Annotated in this window: 13 protein-coding genes and 1 pseudogene; 6 read left to right on the forward strand and 8 right to left on the reverse strand. The window is 59.5% G+C overall.

From position 1 onward, the window contains the following. Nucleotides 1–125 precede the first annotated feature (125 nt). The 3 genes and pseudogenes from FH08_RS0121925 to FH08_RS0121935 form a co-directional block, all read right to left on the reverse strand. Nucleotides 126–743: pseudogene (locus tag FH08_RS0121925) on the reverse strand (DUF2252 family protein); the annotation flags it as partial. An 86-nt stretch (nucleotides 744–829) separates the two neighbouring features. Continuing rightward, nucleotides 830–1,471 carry a copper-binding protein gene (locus tag FH08_RS0121930; RefSeq protein WP_031360413.1) on the reverse strand — a complete coding sequence of 214 codons (642 nt, stop codon included), beginning with the start codon at nucleotides 1,469–1,471 and terminating at the stop codon, nucleotides 830–832. A gap of 75 nt (nucleotides 1,472–1,546) precedes the next feature. Further along, nucleotides 1,547–1,951 carry a helix-turn-helix domain-containing protein gene (locus tag FH08_RS0121935; protein WP_031360414.1) on the reverse strand — a complete coding sequence of 135 codons (405 nt, stop codon included), beginning with the start codon at nucleotides 1,949–1,951 and terminating at the stop codon, nucleotides 1,547–1,549. Between the two features lie 726 nt (nucleotides 1,952–2,677). Here FH08_RS0121935 and FH08_RS0121940 point away from each other — a divergent pair. From FH08_RS0121940 to FH08_RS0121955, 4 genes are all read left to right on the forward strand, one after another. Beyond that, the gene (locus FH08_RS0121940; RefSeq protein ID WP_235210448.1) at nucleotides 2,678–3,478 is read left to right on the forward strand and encodes a hypothetical protein; all 801 of its coding nucleotides are present in this window, start codon (nucleotides 2,678–2,680) and stop codon (nucleotides 3,476–3,478) included. Nucleotides 3,479–3,616: 138 nt separating this feature from the next. Beyond that, nucleotides 3,617–4,069 carry a glycine zipper domain-containing protein gene (locus FH08_RS0121945; RefSeq protein WP_031360416.1) on the forward strand — a complete coding sequence of 151 codons (453 nt, stop codon included), beginning with the start codon at nucleotides 3,617–3,619 and terminating at the stop codon, nucleotides 4,067–4,069. A gap of 34 nt (nucleotides 4,070–4,103) precedes the next feature. Next, nucleotides 4,104–5,078, forward strand: a complete 975-nt coding sequence (locus tag FH08_RS0121950; RefSeq protein ID WP_035566895.1) for a SphA family protein — start codon at nucleotides 4,104–4,106, stop codon at nucleotides 5,076–5,078. 9 nt (nucleotides 5,079–5,087) lie between these two features. Further along, a complete protein-coding gene (locus FH08_RS0121955) occupies nucleotides 5,088–5,906 on the forward strand; it encodes a DUF2092 domain-containing protein (RefSeq protein WP_152602888.1) in 819 nt (272 codons plus the stop codon). A 2-nt stretch (nucleotides 5,907–5,908) separates the two neighbouring features. On the opposite strand, the gene FH08_RS52615 is transcribed toward FH08_RS0121955, so the two are convergent. Next, a complete protein-coding gene (locus tag FH08_RS52615; protein ID WP_160172492.1) occupies nucleotides 5,909–6,394 on the reverse strand; it encodes a hypothetical protein in 486 nt (161 codons plus the stop codon). A gap of 504 nt (nucleotides 6,395–6,898) precedes the next feature. Between FH08_RS52615 and FH08_RS0121965 the strand changes: the two genes are divergently transcribed. Next, on the forward strand, nucleotides 6,899–7,297 hold the full coding sequence (locus FH08_RS0121965; RefSeq protein ID WP_031360420.1) for a hypothetical protein: 399 nt from the start codon (nucleotides 6,899–6,901) through the stop codon (nucleotides 7,295–7,297). A gap of 235 nt (nucleotides 7,298–7,532) precedes the next feature. Here FH08_RS0121965 and FH08_RS0121970 read toward each other — a convergent pair whose 3' ends face one another. From FH08_RS0121970 to FH08_RS0121985, 4 genes are all read right to left on the reverse strand, one after another. Further along, nucleotides 7,533–10,115 (reverse strand): fused MFS/spermidine synthase, encoded by a 2,583-nt coding sequence (locus FH08_RS0121970; protein WP_051888436.1) that lies wholly within the window; start codon nucleotides 10,113–10,115, stop codon nucleotides 7,533–7,535. 66 nt (nucleotides 10,116–10,181) lie between these two features. After that, nucleotides 10,182–11,873: an arylsulfatase gene (locus FH08_RS0121975; RefSeq protein ID WP_031360422.1), complete on the reverse strand. Its 1,692-nt coding sequence runs from the start codon at nucleotides 11,871–11,873 to the stop codon at nucleotides 10,182–10,184. A gap of 123 nt (nucleotides 11,874–11,996) precedes the next feature. Further along, nucleotides 11,997–13,052, reverse strand: coding sequence for an HAD family hydrolase (locus tag FH08_RS0121980; RefSeq protein WP_031360423.1), 1,056 nt, complete (start codon nucleotides 13,050–13,052; stop codon nucleotides 11,997–11,999). Between the two features lie 58 nt (nucleotides 13,053–13,110). Further along, the gene (locus tag FH08_RS0121985; RefSeq protein ID WP_235210450.1) at nucleotides 13,111–14,361 is read right to left on the reverse strand and encodes a formylglycine-generating enzyme family protein; all 1,251 of its coding nucleotides are present in this window, start codon (nucleotides 14,359–14,361) and stop codon (nucleotides 13,111–13,113) included. 458 nt (nucleotides 14,362–14,819) lie between these two features. On the opposite strand from FH08_RS0121985, the gene FH08_RS0121990 reads away from it, so the two are divergent. Then, nucleotides 14,820–15,785 carry an AAA family ATPase gene (locus FH08_RS0121990; RefSeq protein ID WP_200878777.1) on the forward strand — a complete coding sequence of 322 codons (966 nt, stop codon included), beginning with the start codon at nucleotides 14,820–14,822 and terminating at the stop codon, nucleotides 15,783–15,785. The last annotated feature ends 36 nt before the right edge of the window (nucleotides 15,786–15,821 follow it).

Here is a 15,821-nt window from a genome sequence, read left to right on the forward strand (position 1 = left end):
GATCGAAACGTGATCAAATCGGCCGCATCGCTCGCCGTCCCCGGGTGAAAATCGGCGGCGCTCACACATATGCATTCGATGTCAGTCGCTCACCACCCCAATTTCTATCTGCCGCGCAGACTCCTAGCGGCTTTTTCCATGCCCTTGCGCAACGCGCGCCTGCGCTCCGGAGTGACGGCAGTCTCGAGCATCCGGTCGAAAGTAATGCGCTCGTACCAAAGCTCCAGGGCGCTGTATTGTGCGTACTCCTGCATGCGCGCCTGGTACTGCGTCACCAGGGATTGGACCAGACTCTCGCCTGTCAGGCGGCTTAAGCGCATGTGCCGCGCGGCCACCATGAAGCTTGCGGCCAGCCGCTTGATATCCCATTCCCACGGGCCGAGCGCGACTTCATCGAAATCGTTAAGGTCGAACACGAGCTGGCGTTCCGGCGTCGCGAATCCGCCAAAGTTCATCAGATGCGCGTCGCCGCAGATGGGCATCACCAGGCCCGTGTTCGATATCTTGCCAAGGTCGTTAGCCTGCAGGATCGCGCTTCCCCTGAAGAACGTAAAAGGCGACGCCATCATTCGCCCGTATCTGAGCGGAATCAGCCGTGCTACCCGGCCCTTGCTGTTTTGCTCGAGCAACTCGATCGGGTCGCGGTCGATCGTTCCAATCCGGGCGTGCGCGGAACGGGCCATGCGCTCGCGGTACGCTTTGCCCGCGGCCATACGCGACGCCGTCTTGTTTTCAGTCGCCATCTACGCTCCTTTATGTGTCGCACCGGATACGCAACGTCTGGCGCGAGCGGCCGGTCCGCATCACGACTTCTGTTCCTTTCGGCTGCTTACTTTATTGGAGCGCCGTTGCGTGTCACCAGTACGGCAGTCGCTTCAATAAATTCGGCGTGTACGCTGTCGCCGGCCTTTATTCCCTTTAGCGAAACGTCGGGTCCTGCCTGCAGCGTTTCGGTTTTATTCGGGCCACGAATCGTGATGGTCCGCTTCGCATGATCGACCTTCTGAACCGTCGCCAGCACTCGCACCCGACGTGCGGTCGCCGTCGCTCCGCCAGATGCGGGGATGGTCGCGGTCTCGTCGACCCGCTCGCGAATACCGTTCGAGGCCACTTTGGTGGCGCGGATCAGCACGGCGTTCTCGTACTTGATATGGACGATATCGCCGATCTGCAACTTGCCGACGTCACCGACTTCCGGATTCACGGCAATATCGACGATTCTTCCGCTTTTCCCCTGCAACGCGACGCTATTCGATGCAGTGTCGATGCCGACCACACGTGCCTGGACTTCCGCGGTGGCGGCGCCCCCCACTCCGCCCGGCGCGGCGCCCCCCACTCCGCCCGGCGCGGCGCCCGAGGCTGCATCTTGTGAAAACGCCGGCGCGGTAAACAGGGCGGCAACAACCATTGCCGCCTTGAGTGTGTTGATGCTGAAAATCCGCGACGGGTGTTGGCGAGTCTTGCGAGTCATTAGGGAATCCTCTGGTTTGTTGCGATGGTGATGGATGCGGATGATGGCGAGCCGCCGGAGTGATGAATCCTAGGGTTACCTACGCGACTTGGAAAGCAAGTGGCCCAGTCCAAGATTGGTTGCTATCTGCCAGATGTACACGCGGGAGTAACGGACGCCGTATCTCGACTCAATCAGCGCCCGCAGCCGCGCGTTGGTCCACGCCTCGCTGTCAAAGCCATGATCCCTGGCCGAGCCCTGAAGCGCCGCGGCTATCCACTCAAGGGCTCGCTGATCCAGTACGGAAGAACGTCCGCCCACGCCTAACTGTTTCAATGCCTCCAGGCCGCCGGCGTCGATCAGCGCCTTGTAGCGTCTCACCGTCGCCATCGACAAATGAAGCTGCTCGGCAACGTCATCCACCGACGCACCGTCGAGCAGCATCTGTCCCGCCGTCATTCGGCGTACGACGCTGGGAAGGTTCTCGGGCTGAGAGAGCATCTGTGCACTCGTCCTTGTGTCATCAGGAATGCACGGCAGTCGGTCGCCGTTCGTTTTTCAGGTCCGGCTTGCCAGGGGCGGCCGAATTTCTGCTTTGCAACACTTAGGCACTCCGTTTCAATTTCTGGAAATATGTGGGTGTCCGGAATCATCCCAAAGTGAATAATTATTAAGTCAGTTAATTGCACTGTTCCCGAAGCGAGTGAAATAGAGCCTCCGAAGCTGATTTCTTAACCAATATCCGTTTTCTCGGGATTTGGGGTCCATTGAATGTAAAATTTCCTGCTTGCAATTTAGTCAAATTTTGTCTAAGGGCCCTCTCGATCAAGACAATAGTTACTAACGTTTGCTAACATTATTTTGAAACATACCGCTTGATTGAGTTGCCATTCGCCAGTTACAAAATAATATTGGCAAACGCTAAAACGTTTGCTAGCATCCGTAACAAATGTAATCCTGCTTACGCACCGCGCAAGGCAGAACCGCACGGGACAAACGTGCCCTGTTATGTCTCTGAGAGGACTAACGTATGGCTTTTTCTCGTTCCACGCAGTCCATTTAACTCATATCGTCCTTCCGCCCATATCGCGGAAAACCGATTTATAGAATCATCGAAAACCCTTTGCCCGTGAGCCGGGAAGGGTCGCGCCCGTGTGCCCGGAAAGCGTTATTCAATTAACGCCAAAGGGATCTCTGCGCCTTGTGAAATTAACATTGAGAAAATTAATGAAGCATCGGCGGCTGTTCGTTCGAATATCGCTCTCAGGCTTGTTTATTACGGCCTGGACGAATCTGGCGTTCGCGCAAAGCGCCGCGGATGAGGCCAATAAAAGCAATAATCCGCTGAATCTGGCCGCTTCATTCAATATTCAAAATTACTACACGCCCAGCGTATTTGGCGCGAGTTCGCACACTAATGATCTATTGCTGCGCCCAACCATTCCAATCGGGCCGAACGCTCTAATAGGCGTGCCGCAGATCTTCCGCGCAACCGTGCCAGTCAGTACCCGTCCCGATCCCAGTGGCGGATACAACACGGGATTGGGCGATATCAACCTTTTCGATATCTTCCTGCTCTCTCAGGAGGGCATGCAGATTGGCGTCGGACCGCTGATCACCATGCCGAGCGCTACCGACCCGAGCCTGGGGACAGGGAAGTGGCAAGCCGGTCTTGCAGCAGTCGCGGTCAGTGCGACGAAGGAGCGGCTGTTGGGCGCGCTGGTCCAGTGGCAACACTCGTTTGCCGGGCAGGATAACCGCCCGGCCGTGCAGACGCTGACTGCCCAGCCTTTCGGCATCTTCAACTTGCCCGGGGGATGGTATGTGCGCTCGACCGGCACCTGGACCTTCGACCTGCAGCAAGGAAGCTATTACATCCCTGTCGGGCTGGGCGGCGGCAAGGCGTGGAAGAGCGGATCAACCATCTACAACGCGTATATAGAGCCGCAGTATTCGGTGGCTCATTCCGGGCGGGGTGTTCCGCAATTCACTATTTTTGCAGGTTTGAACATGACTTTCGGCAGATGACGGACGGCGTTTCCATGAAACGTCGGTGTTGAATGGAACGTGGCAACTTGTGAAACCAGAGAAAGCCGGAGCAGGTTGACATCGAATCGAGTGGGCTTAGTGCGAAGGTAAGTTTTGCTAATTGATATTGAGGTTGGTATGAAAGCAATTTTCTTGACGGCGGCACTCGCCATGACAGGCGGCGCTGCGTTTGCGGCCAAGCCCGCGGTGTATCCGGCGCATGGACAAAGCCCGAGCAAGCAATCGCAGGACGATGGCGCCTGCTACGCCTGGGCCAAGCAAAACACGGGCATCGATCCGGCGGTCGTCGCGGGCACTCCGCCACCGCCGCAGGGACCTACGGGCGCTCGAGTGGGCGGGGCGGCTCGTGGCGCTGCGGCTGGTGCGCTCATTGGCGACGTGAACCACAACGACCCGGGACACGGTGCGGCGGTCGGCGCAACAGCCGGGGCAGTAGCGGGCGGCGTACGTAGCCGTCGGCAGCACGCCGCCCAGGCACAGAACGCACAAGCGAACCAGCAAGCCGAGATGAACACGTATTGGCGTGCCTACGGCGCATGCATGCAAGGGCGTGGTTACACCGTCCAGTAGTTGATTGCGAAAACCATTTAGCGAAGGAGCAAGGATGGACACGTACAACAAGCGGGCTGGTGCGCGCAAAAGCTGGCAACGGGAGCTGACCGCGTTCGCGTTCGCCACTGTTGTGCTTGGCATCCCAACTGCCGGCCGCGCGACTGAAAGCGGTCTCGGCCGCCCGCTAACAGGCATGCAGATCGCGCCTTACATGGGCATTGTGCCGCCCACGTCCGACTGGATCTTTTCTGTTTCGACGATCTATTACGAAGGATCGCTCGGGAAAACCAAGTCGATTCCAATCGCGGGGACGGTGTCTGCCGGCCTCAACTATCACATCGAGTACACCATCCTGAACGCCGTGAAGACGTGGGGCATCACCGCTGGTGGATGGAATTTCGCGTCGTCGTTTGGCGTGCCGTTTCAATACACGTCGATCTCGTCGTTCAACGGCCGGCTGCCCAACGACAGCGGCACCCAGTTCACCGACATCTTCTTCACGCCTGTGGTGGCCGGCTATCACCTGACGAAGACTGACCATATTGCCTTGAGCGTCCAGATGTACGCGCCCACCGGGGCTTATAACGTGAACCGCCTGGCAAACCCGGGTCTGAACACGTGGACGTTTATACCGACCGTTGCGTACACGAAACTCCTGCCCGAGCACAACATCGAGCTGTCAGCGAACTACGGCGTCGAGTTCTATACGGCCAACAACGAGACGCACTATCACAACGCGCCGCTCAGCGTGCTCGACCTGCTTGCACTCAAACGCTTTACCGGAGGATGGGGTGTTGGTGTGGTCGGTGGCTGGATTCAGCAGCTCGGCCAAGACACCGGCGGCCTTGCCGAGGTGACCGGCGGTACCGCCGGCCACTCTCTCGGGATCGGCCCGATGGCAACCTGGTCAGGGAAGCTGAGCAGCACACCTGTGTCGGCATCGTTGCGATGGGTCAATGAATTTGCAGCGCGTGACCGCCCGAAGGGGAATGCGGTCGAACTTTCAATCAGCGCCACTTTTCAATAAGGGGGCGACGTGCAACGACACTATCACCGACCAATACGCGGTGTGCTTATCGCGTTGGGCATCACCGCGGTCAATGCATTCGCGCAAACAAGCCCCGTGCCCGCGAGCGCTGCGGGGGGCACACCAGCGGCAGCCGTGCAACCCGAGCGCCAGAAGCAGGCTATCGATGCGTTGTCGTCCATGGGACGCTATCTGCGCTCACTGAGCCGCTTCGAAGTGAGCACGACCTCTGCTACCGATGCCGTTCTCGACAGCGGACAAACCGTCTCGTTTCTTCACGAAACAGATCTGAAGGTGGAGCGGCCGAATCGCATGCGCGCGGACATCGCCGGAAACCGTGGTTCGAAGGGGCTGATCTACGACGGCAGGACATTCACCATCTTCAATACGGCGGAAGGTTACTACTCAAAGAACCCCGCGCCCGACACGATCGATCTGCTGGTCCGGGAGTTATCGACGACATACAACATCGATACCCCCCTTGCGGATTTGTTTTACTGGGGCAACGGCAAGGTAGATGACGTCACATTGACGTCCGCGCTTTTCATCGGACTGGAGCGAGTGGACACGCGCTGGTGCAATCACTACGCGTATCAGCAGAAGGGCGCCGACTGGGAGCTCTGGATCCAGAGCGGAACACGTCAGTTGCCGTGTCGCATGGAGATTATCGATACAACCCAGGACGCTCGTCCACGACACGTCGTGACCTATCACTGGACACTCAATCCGGATTTTTCCGCGTCGACCTTTACTTTCCGGCCTGCGGCGAATGCGAAAGCTATCGAGCTGAAGCCTGCTACGCGTACGCCGTACGAGGAGAGCGAATGATGTCACGCACAAAACAACTTGCGGCTGCTGGTATTGCCGGTGTCTTTCTTGCGACGTCGTTGAGTGTCCACGCGTTCGGTTTCCGCGGCGGCGCGCGCACGAGTATTCACGCGCCACCAGGAGGCGGTTTTCATGGCGGTGGTGGTGGCGGTGGCAGCAACGGCGGTGGTGGCAGCAACGGCGGCGGCGATCACAACGGCGGTGGTAACAACAGCGGAGGCGGTCACAACGGTGGCGGTGGGGACGACCACCACGACGACGGTCACCATGACGACGGTCACCACGACGACGGTCACCATGACGACGGTCACCACGATGATGATGATCACCACCACGATGATCACTACCACGATGACGGCTGGTATGCGAACCCGGTAGCAGTCGGCGTCGCAGTTGGCGTTACGACGGCGGTAGTGGTTGGCGCGACGGTTGCATCGTTGCCGCCGAGTTGCTCGAGCATCGTCGTGAATGGCATTGCTTACCAGCATTGCGGGCCGAACTGGTATCAGCCGCAATACGTTGGAACTCAGGTGCAGTACATCGTTGTCACGGCGCCCAGATGAGGCGCATCGATAGCCCAGCCGGCACGTTCGGTAATCGACGCCGGCCGGGCTAGCCAATTTCAGCGCAGACATTTTGGGCGGAGGGAACGGTCATTCCTGATCATGCGCACTACGAATGTTTTCACGGTTCGCACGCTGGTCAGTTCGATCAAGCTCAATCGCAGGACGCTTGCGCGACGGGTGCTTTTCGAGTTGGCGATATTGGCAATAGCCGGGGGCATGTCGCCACAAACACGCGATTCAACCTGATCGCCCCTGATAGCTCGTTGAATTTCTCCGCAGCAAAAGCGGGTCGAAACAAGATGGCGTGATCGCGGACCAAGAGACGCGCGTCGATTTCTTACCTCAATCGCACGGGCCTGACCGGAACGAAGTTTTTGTTTAGGCCGATAGTGCGTGACGATAAATGTTGTTCAACCGGAGACTCGTATGGACCCGAATCCGTTGCCCCTTGTCATCCGAGCACTTGAACGGGCCGCGCTGCAAAGTACGGTATTACCGTACAAACGTTTCCATGTCCTGTTTGAGCGCACGGTTCCGCTGACCCGGCGATATGAGGTACTCGATGCCGCTCTGCGGGAACTCAACGATGGGTCTGATATCGACTATGGTGTGCTGCTTGCATGCGACAACGGCCTGCCCGGGCCGGATTTTTTCCGGCGCTATCAGAAGTATCGGTGGGACAAGTACGTCGCCGCGATGGGCGACCCCCGGTTCAAAAGCGCGACCTTGAAAGGCAAGCGCGAACTGGTTGCCGCCGAGCGTGCGAACGTCCATTTGCATGCATTGCGCGCGCGTCATCAGGAGCGTGACCGGGAGTGTGCATGACCGGCATCCATTCGATGCATTCGTGAGGAAGCCGATTACCTCTCCCGCGGTCATCTCACCCGGCATGTCGTATTGAAGTATTGGCGCGCGTAACTGGAATCCTGCCGAGAGCGAATGTGAGCGGGCTAGCACAGTAGTTCTCGCGGCCGGGCGAGCGCAAGTGCGCCGCCCCGGCTGACACCTGCATGCGGAGATGTTCAGGGTCCGCGCCATTACGGGAGCCCTTGCAGTCACGCTAACCACGTGCACCGACAAACCAACGGTAGTACGGATTGCTTCCATCGTCGCGCATGACTCGGCGGATATTCGCCTGCCACGCATCGCGATCGCCGCGATAAGCGGCCAGCCCCGCATCGTAGAAAGCTTGCAACGTGCCGCGTTCAGTTTGCATGGCTTCGAGGAACGCGTTATCTGCTCCATGTAGCGGCGGCTCGCTGCGCAAGGCCAGCAACTGAGCTAACACCTTGGGAAAGTCGGCACTGCGTACCCATGCAGCGTATTCAATTCCTGGTCGGTTGTCGGTCACCGGTTGCGCATCGGCGGCGTAGTACTCGAGGCCGGCGCGATCCGTTATCCATGTGGCGAGCAGCGCGGCGGGAGAGGCAATTCCCACCTCGCGGAGCGCCGCAGCAACGCCCGGTTGCGCGAAGCGTTTGCTAATGCGCGGCACGTCGAGCTCGATCGGTTCCATTGAACCCACCAGCATCATTTCGTGTAGTTCGGTGGTCCACATCGTCGCGTAGGGAAACACTTGCGCGAAGCTCTTGATCAACGCACGCGTGTCTTCCTCGTTTTGCGTGGGCAGGGGCAGCCATTGTGCGACGAGGCCGCCCGCTTGCAGACGCGACGCTGCCAGCCGATAAAAATCCGACGAGTATAAGTTGACGACACCCGCGGCCGAAGGCGGCGGCGGCTCCAGCGTGATCAGGTCGTACCGCTGCGGATTGCGCAGTAGTTCGCGTCGCCCGTCGTGCAACCGGATCTCCATGCGCGGGTCTGTGCTCACGCCATAGTTGCCCTTGAATTGCGGTACCGCACGCACGACAGCCGGAAGCAATTCGGCAACAACGCGGTGTTCGAGACCGGGATAAGGCAACAACGCCCCGCCCGTGATACCGGTCCCCAAGCCGATCACCAGTGCCGAGCGCGGCGTGTCGCGATGAATGATCAGCGGCAGCATGGCTTGCAAGCGCATGTAGCGCAGCGATGTCATGGCATCGCCGGAATTGGAAACGCCTTGAATGTACAGGCGTTCAAAGCGATTCTCGCCGGACCTTTGCGCAACGACTGCAACGGTTCCCCCTTCGCTTTCCGCATAAAAGGTCAGGTCGCCGCCGCGGGCTTTGGTGAGCATCGTGGCGAGCCGGTCGGATGGCGTGAACACTGCGGCGCATAGCGCACATGCGGCTAAGGCAAGCACGCTCCCGCGCGCGAATATTCGGGTGCCAAAACCGCGAAAGACCGCGATCAGTCCCACTACGCTCGCCGCGAGGGCCAGTGCCGCAAGCGCATGAACCATGCCTAGCTTTGGCACCAGGACGAAGCCGGCGAGCATCGTGCCCGCTATGCCGCCCGCTGTGTTCATCGCGATGACGACGCCGACGTCGCGTCCTACGCGGCTGCTGTTCACGCCAAGGCGCATTGCGAAAGGGAACGCGGCACCCAGCAACAGAGTCGGAACGAAGACGATGCACAGACCTGCAAGCGCGAAGCGCACGCACATGGCGGCGAACATGTTTCCCGTTGCAGCGAAGACCGCGCTGGCTATCTGTGCCTGCCCTTGTAACAACCAGTCGCCGAGTAAGGCAATCTCCAGCAGGGCAACAAGACCGGCCGCCGCTATCAGCAGCGCGAACGCTCCCCACGGATCACGTGCACGGTCGACATGACGCGACACCAGGGCGCTCCCAAGCACGAGACCGCACAAGTAGGTGGCCAGCACGATCGAGAAGGCGAAGCTGCGGGTACTGATGAACTGGACGATGGCTTGTGACCACACGACCTCGTAGCCCAGCGCGATGCCGCCGGCCAGCGCATACAGCACGAGGGCAAGGCGGGCGCGACCCGCAGTTGCTGAAGGAGGAGAGGCTGCAACCAGAACAGGCGCATGCACGCGGCGCCCGAGAACCAGCGCGACCAACGCAGCAGCGACATTCAGCGCAGCGGCGGCGAGGGCACTGCCCAACACGCCGAGCGCGGGTATCAGGACAAATGGGACGACCAACGTGCCAGCGATCGCGCCGGCGGTGTTGGCCGCATACAACCGACCGCCAGCACGGCCGATATGCATGGCTTTAGGCGCCACTGCGCGCATCAGGACCGGCAGCGTACCGCCCATCAGGACGGCGGGAATGCCGACAAGCGCAAAGGGCAGGAGCCAGGCCAGCGGGCCAACATTATCTTGCAGCGCCGCGAACGGCTGGGCTGAGTGAGCGAGGCCGAACGTTGCGCCAACGGCCAATATCGACACGCCGATTTCCAGGCTTGCATAGACACGCAGCGGATATTGCTGGCGATCGGCGAGCCGGCCGAACACCCATCCGCCCAACGCGAGACCCGCAAAAAAGGCGCTGACGCCGGTGGTCACTGCCAGTACCTCGGCACCGACAACGAGTGTAAGTTGCTTGATCCACAAGACCTGATAGATCAGCGATGCCGCGCCGGATGCAAACAGAAGGAGTGCGGCCCAAGCGGTGTGAAAACCCGGGACATCGGGTGCGACCGGTTGAGTGCGCGCACGTGTCGCGATCTCACGTTGCGTGCGTTCGCGTTTGTCGCGATGCATCGCTTTGGCACGGGTAGCGAGCGTCTGGGTCATTGGCTTATTCACAAAAGAAGCCGCGTCCTCCGGTTGTCGAACCGAAGGACGCGGCATGGTGACGGCTTACTCCAGACCGCGCTTCTTGAACGACTCGTCGATCTTTTTGTCCACTTGCCGGCGGACTGCATCGACACTAAAACTCGCTGGTCTCTGACTTGGCGGATAAGCGACGAAGGTCTGAAGGAACGTCGATGCCTTCAATGTCGCGATGCCAGTCAGGTAAGCGTTCTTCACCAACCAGTCGTTGTATTGATCCGACGTGACGTCCGCTCGCTCGTAAGGGTCCATGCGCAGGTTGAAAATCTTCGGTAAGCGCAGGCACGTGAACGGGTTCTGCCAGATATTCAGGTTGCCCGGTGCGCGTTGCTCGCAGAAGACCGCCTTCCAGGCCATGCCGTCCTGGTCCCATCGCATCGCAACCAGCTGCCCGTCGTCATCGAAGTAATAAAACTCCGTGCGTGCACTCTTGGGCGCCTTGCCCGTCAGATACGGGAGCTGGTTGTAGCCGTCGAGGTGATCCTTGAAGCTCGCGCCGCCCGCTTTCGGTGACCACCCCTTGAGCAGCCGGTCCTTCACGCCGCTGTCACCCGCTGCAGCGAGCAGCGTCGGGAACCAGTCAAGCCCGGAGAACAGCTCATTCGACACCTCGCCCGGCTTGATCACGCCTGGCCAGCGCACCATGGCCGGGACTCGGAACGCACCCTCCCAGTTGGAGTCCTTCTCGCTGCGGAACGGCGTCATGGCTGCGTCGGGCCAGGAGAACATGTTCGGCCCATTGTCGGTCGTATAGATCACGATGGTGTTCTTCTCGATCTTCAGGTCATCGAGCAGCTTGAGCAACTTGCCGACGTCCTGATCGTGCTCCCACATCCCGTCCGCGTATTCATTTCCGGGCATGCCGCTCTTGCCTTTGAACTCGGGCCTCACGTGCGTGAACACATGCATGCGCGTGAAGTTCATCCAGACGAAGAATGGGGTGCCGGCCTTGGCTTGCTTGGTGATGAAGTCGGCTGCCTTCGCGCCAGTTTCATCGTCGATGGTTTCCATCCGCTTCTCGTTAAGCGGGCCGGTATCTTCCACCTTGCCGTCAGCCGTGCTGTGAATCACGCCGCGTGGCGAAAAGTTCTTCACATACGGGTCATTCTTGTCTTGCGGCCAATACGGACGATCGGGCTCTTCCTCAGCATTCAGGTGATAGAGGTTGCCGTAGAACTCGTCGAAACCGTGATTGGTCGGCAGGTATTCGTTCTTGTCGCCAAGGTGATTCTTGCCGAACTGACCGGTTGCATAACCAAGGGGCTTGAGCGCCTGCGCAATGGTCATGTCACCTTTTTGCAGACCGACCGGCGCACCGGGCGCACCGACCTTGGATAGCCCCGTGCGCAGCGGCACCTGGCCGGTGATGAACGACGAACGTCCGGCAGTACAGCTATTCTCCGCGTAGTAGTCCGTGAACATCATCCCTTCTGCCGCAATCCGGTCGATGTTCGGCGTCTTGTAACCCATCAGACCGTGCGTGTAAGCACTGACATTCGACTGGCCGATATCGTCGCCGAAAATCACAAGGATGTTCGGCTTGGTGCTACTTTGATTAGCGGGTTTGGCCGCACTCGTTGCTGCGGGCGTAGCCGGTTTGACCGCACCCTGCGTTTGAGCCGGGGCATTGGTCGGCGGGATGACCAAAGCGCAAATCACAGCGAGGGCTATAAGCGAGGCCCCCGCTGCATAGCGCCCTTTCTTGAACAAAGGTCTCATCGTGTTGCTCCAATGACGTTGATTCCAGTCTCCGTGCCACTCTGTCCGGGCAGCGCGGATTGGCTTGCTCGACTTGCAGGTAGATTGCGAATCGATATTTCTCTAGCGCCGCTTATTTGCCGCTCAGGGCTTCGATCCGGGATAGATCGTCTGCCAGTCATCCTTCATGCTCACTACGGTCCATCCTTGCGTTACGGCTTCGTCCCAGGCTTTGTCCAGCTTGCCTATCTTCGATTGACGGTCGTATGCGAACTCACGCACCGCGTCGTCGTGATGGACCAGCAGCGCGAGATGCGGGCCATTGCCTGAGGCTGTGTACTGCAGCATCTGCAAATCACCGTCTGAATTGCCGAACGCGAGAATCGGCTTGCGGCCGATGTTTCGATAGATGCCCACAGGCTTGCCCGCACCGTCATCGACGAAATCGATCTTCGGCAAGCGCGTGAGCGTCGGCTGACCATTGCGCAGTTCGTACCGGACGACCTGGCTAGAACCGATCACCTGCTCGGGCGGAATACCGTAGATCTTCTCGGCCCACGGACGCATGAATTCGATCGTGCCTCCTGAAACGATGAACGTCTTGAACCCGTTCGCGCGCAGATAAGCGAGCAGTTCCAGTTGCGGCTGATAGACAAGCTCGGTGTACGGCCGTTTGAATTTGGGGTGTTGTGCGGTCGCCAGCCAGTCACGGATGGTCTTGTCGTATTCGTCGACGGTCATGCCGCTGTTCGCGACAGCCAGCAGTCGCAGCAATTCTTTTTCGTGGCTGGCGAGCTCCGGATAGTCGTGAGCAACCAGCGCCTTGAACGCGGGGTTGCTCTTCCATTCAGGATGGTTTGGCGCTGCAGCCTTGACTTGATCGAGCATGAAGAGGAACTGGAAATACAGGGGCTGCTCGCTCCACAACGTGCCGTCGTTGTCGAACACGGCAATACGCTCGGCGGGTGCGACGAAGCTCGGCGATCCCTCGCGGGTGACATCGCCGACGAACTTTGTGATCGTCTGCTTCGCTGCTCCATCACGCCAGGAGGGCAAGGCGTTCGCCGTGCCTGACGTCATCGGCTGCGCGGCACTCGTGCTTCCCGCGCCGGCACAACCGGCGAACGACAGGGCGACCAACGCGCTGCCCAGGAGAGCGGAGACGCGACGTAACCACTCTCGTCGGCGGTGAAACTGCATCAGGACTCCTTGTATGTAACGCCATTCAATGATCAAAACGGGTGAGCGGAATGCAGGCTTATTTGACCGGCACGTCGGCGCGTGCAAGTTGCTGCCGCTGCCGTGTGTCTGCCCATGTGCTCTCGTCCATCACGAGCCTGAAGCCGAGATGCGACATGCTGTTATAGGGATCGGTACCGCGCCGCGCGCTTGGCCGGTAGCTCAGGCAATAGGTCTCGTTGCAGAGAAATGAGCCGCCGCGTGTCACCCGCTTGGGCGCCTCCACGGGTACGCCCGCGCTTGCATCCGCCGGGTCCCAAGAGTCCGCCGGGCCCGCGGGGTTGTCGATGACGCCTCCGGTGGAAGCCTCGCGTCTGAACTGATCCGCTCGATACCAGTCGGCGACCCACTGCCACGCGTTGCCCGTCATATCCGATAGCCCGTAACCGTTGGCCGGGAACGTTCCGACCGGGCTGGTGCCGAGCGCCCCGCCGGCTTTCGGGTTCACCACTGGAAACGACTGGGGCTGCTGGCCTTGCCAGACGTTGGCCATCTGCTTGCCATTCGGCGCGAACTGGTTACCCCATGCGTAGGTGGCTTGATCGAGGCCGCCTCGTGCCGCAAATTCCCATTCCGCTTCGGTCGGCAGCCGCTTGCCGGCCCACTTTGCGTACGCCTGCGCATCTTCATACGAGACCTGCACAACAGGGTGGTCGTCCTTGCCGGCTATGTCGCTGTCCGGACCGGTGGGATGACGCCAGTCCGCTCCGGGTACATAACGCCACCAGCGGGAATAGTCTTCCAGCGGGACCGGTTGCGTCGTGCCCACGAAAACCATGGCGCCTGCCACCATCGCGCTGTCGGGCGGTTGTGGCGTGCCGGGCGGAAGCTGGACTTTCAGCGACTCCCAGTCCGGCTTCTTCTCCGCTGTCGTGACGTACCCGGTGGCTGCCACGAACTTGGCGAATTCCGCGTTGGTGACGTGGTGACGATCCATCCAGAAGCCGTGCACACGGACCTTGTGCGCCGGACGCTCATTCGCCTGCGCCTGCTTTGAGTCGCTTCCCATTTCAAACTGTCCGGCCGGTATCCAGGCCATGGCGAGCGGACCCCGCGTGCCGTCGCCGTAGACGATCTGCTGATGCGGCGTGGCACGTGAAGTGACCGCCCAGCTCACCGCCGCACCGACAGCAGCCGGCAGGATCACCAGCAGCGCGCCCCAAAGCAGCAACTTGCGATAAGGCTTCGCACCAGTTTTAGATCCGGTGGACGCGCTGGCGCTCGCTGGGACTTCATCCGCTTTGCGGGACATACGCTTTTGTACGCTCATGGCCTGTTACCTCACGCCGATCAGGGCGCCGTGCATGGATTCCCGGCATATTCATTTCCCGCTGCGCGAGACAAAATAAGTATGACTAAACATTACCGCGATAAGCAGGCAATTCAATCTGTTGCTATTCCAGTGAGCCAGTGGATAGTGTCCCAAGCCTCGCCGATAACCCGGCATATTCGAATGAACGCGATGCAAACAGCTACCCCGCGGCGCGTTTTTTCACGCGCACATGGACCGTCCATTGCGTCTTACAGTGTGTAAATTAGTCTTCGTTAGTTGCCACCAATCTCATATTTGTTTAAAGCAGGCAACAACTTTTATACGACTTGCTCATGATTTTTTAAGAGGTACTGAATCTTTGACGAACGGCGTGGCGTGCTTTAACGTCTGCGCGAAGGTCTCAGTGAAATAGCGTTAGTGCCCGGGTATCCAATAATGAAACGATTAACGGATCGATAGCCATGCGCGAAACTATCCTGCGCTTCGAAGCCAGCGTGGATGAAGCAATAGTCGGGCAGGAGGCCGTCGTCCGGCAGGTGCTGATCGCGCTTCTGGCGGACGGTCATGTGCTGCTCGAAAGCCTGCCGGGGCTGGCCAAGACACGCACCGTCAAAGCCATTGCGACGCGGCTGGCGGCAACCATGAGCCGAATCCAGTTCACGCCTGACCTGCTGCCTTCCGACATCACGGGTGCAGAGACGCTGCTCCAATCGGGAACGGAACGAACGCTGACATTTCAGCCGGGCCCCATTTTCGGCAACCTGATTCTCGCGGACGAGATCAATCGCGCACCCGCCAAGGTTCAGTCAGCTTTGCTCGAAGCAATGGAAGAGCGCCAGATTTCCGTCGCCGGAAAAAAGCACAAGATGCCGGATTTGTTCCTGGTGATGGCCACGCAAAATCCGATCGAACAGGAAGGGACGTATCCATTGCCCGAAGCGCAAATGGACCGGTTTCTTTTCAAGGTCCTGATCACCTACCCGTCGCCGGAAAGCGAGCGCGAAATGTTGCGACTGCTAAGACGTGAAAGCAACGATGCGCCCCAAGTAACCGATGCCCTTTCCCAGGATGTCATTTTTGCGGTGCGTCAGGCTGTGCGGCAGATCGTGGTGGCGCCTGCTATCGACGAATACATCGTCTCGCTGGTCAATGCAACGCGGCACGGCGGCGAACTCGACGCGGACCTCGGCAAGTGGATCGAGATTGGTGCGAGTCCGCGTGGCGCGATCGGGCTTGACCGTGCAAGCCGCGTGCAGGCGTGGCTACAGGACCGCAGTTTCGTGACGCCCGACGACGTGCGAGCGGTTATCCATCCCGTGCTTCGGCATCGGCTGATACTTTCATACGATGCCAACGCGGACAACATCAGCGCGGACCAGGTGATCGACCGCCTGATAGAGAAAGTTGCCGTGCCGGCTTAGCGACTTAGCGACTTAGCGGCTTAGCGGCTTAGCGCG

The sequence above is a fragment of the Caballeronia sordidicola genome, from assembly GCF_000729995.1.
GTDB lineage: Bacteria > Pseudomonadota > Gammaproteobacteria > Burkholderiales > Burkholderiaceae > Caballeronia > Caballeronia sordidicola_A.

Bases quoted from the DNA above. Each gene is read 5' to 3' on its own strand.
- FH08_RS0121930 (WP_031360413.1), bottom strand. From the start codon at position 1,471: ATGACTCGCAAGACTCGCCAACACCCGTCGCGGATTTTCAGCATCAAC.
- FH08_RS0121935 (WP_031360414.1), bottom strand. From the start codon at position 1,951: ATGCTCTCTCAGCCCGAGAACCTTCCCAGCGTCGTACGCCGAATGACG.
- FH08_RS0121940 (WP_235210448.1), top strand. From the start codon at position 2,678: ATGAAGCATCGGCGGCTGTTCGTTCGAATATCGCTCTCAGGCTTGTTT.
- FH08_RS0121945 (WP_031360416.1), top strand. From the start codon at position 3,617: ATGAAAGCAATTTTCTTGACGGCGGCACTCGCCATGACAGGCGGCGCT.
- FH08_RS0121950 (WP_035566895.1), top strand. From the start codon at position 4,104: ATGGACACGTACAACAAGCGGGCTGGTGCGCGCAAAAGCTGGCAACGG.
- FH08_RS52615 (WP_160172492.1), bottom strand. From the start codon at position 6,394: ATGCTGGTAAGCAATGCCATTCACGACGATGCTCGAGCAACTCGGCGG.
- FH08_RS0121965 (WP_031360420.1), top strand. From the start codon at position 6,899: ATGGACCCGAATCCGTTGCCCCTTGTCATCCGAGCACTTGAACGGGCC.
- FH08_RS0121970 (WP_051888436.1), bottom strand. From the start codon at position 10,115: ATGACCCAGACGCTCGCTACCCGTGCCAAAGCGATGCATCGCGACAAA.
- FH08_RS0121975 (WP_031360422.1), bottom strand. From the start codon at position 11,873: ATGAGACCTTTGTTCAAGAAAGGGCGCTATGCAGCGGGGGCCTCGCTT.
- FH08_RS0121980 (WP_031360423.1), bottom strand. From the start codon at position 13,052: ATGCAGTTTCACCGCCGACGAGAGTGGTTACGTCGCGTCTCCGCTCTC.
- FH08_RS0121985 (WP_235210450.1), bottom strand. From the start codon at position 14,361: ATGAGCGTACAAAAGCGTATGTCCCGCAAAGCGGATGAAGTCCCAGCG.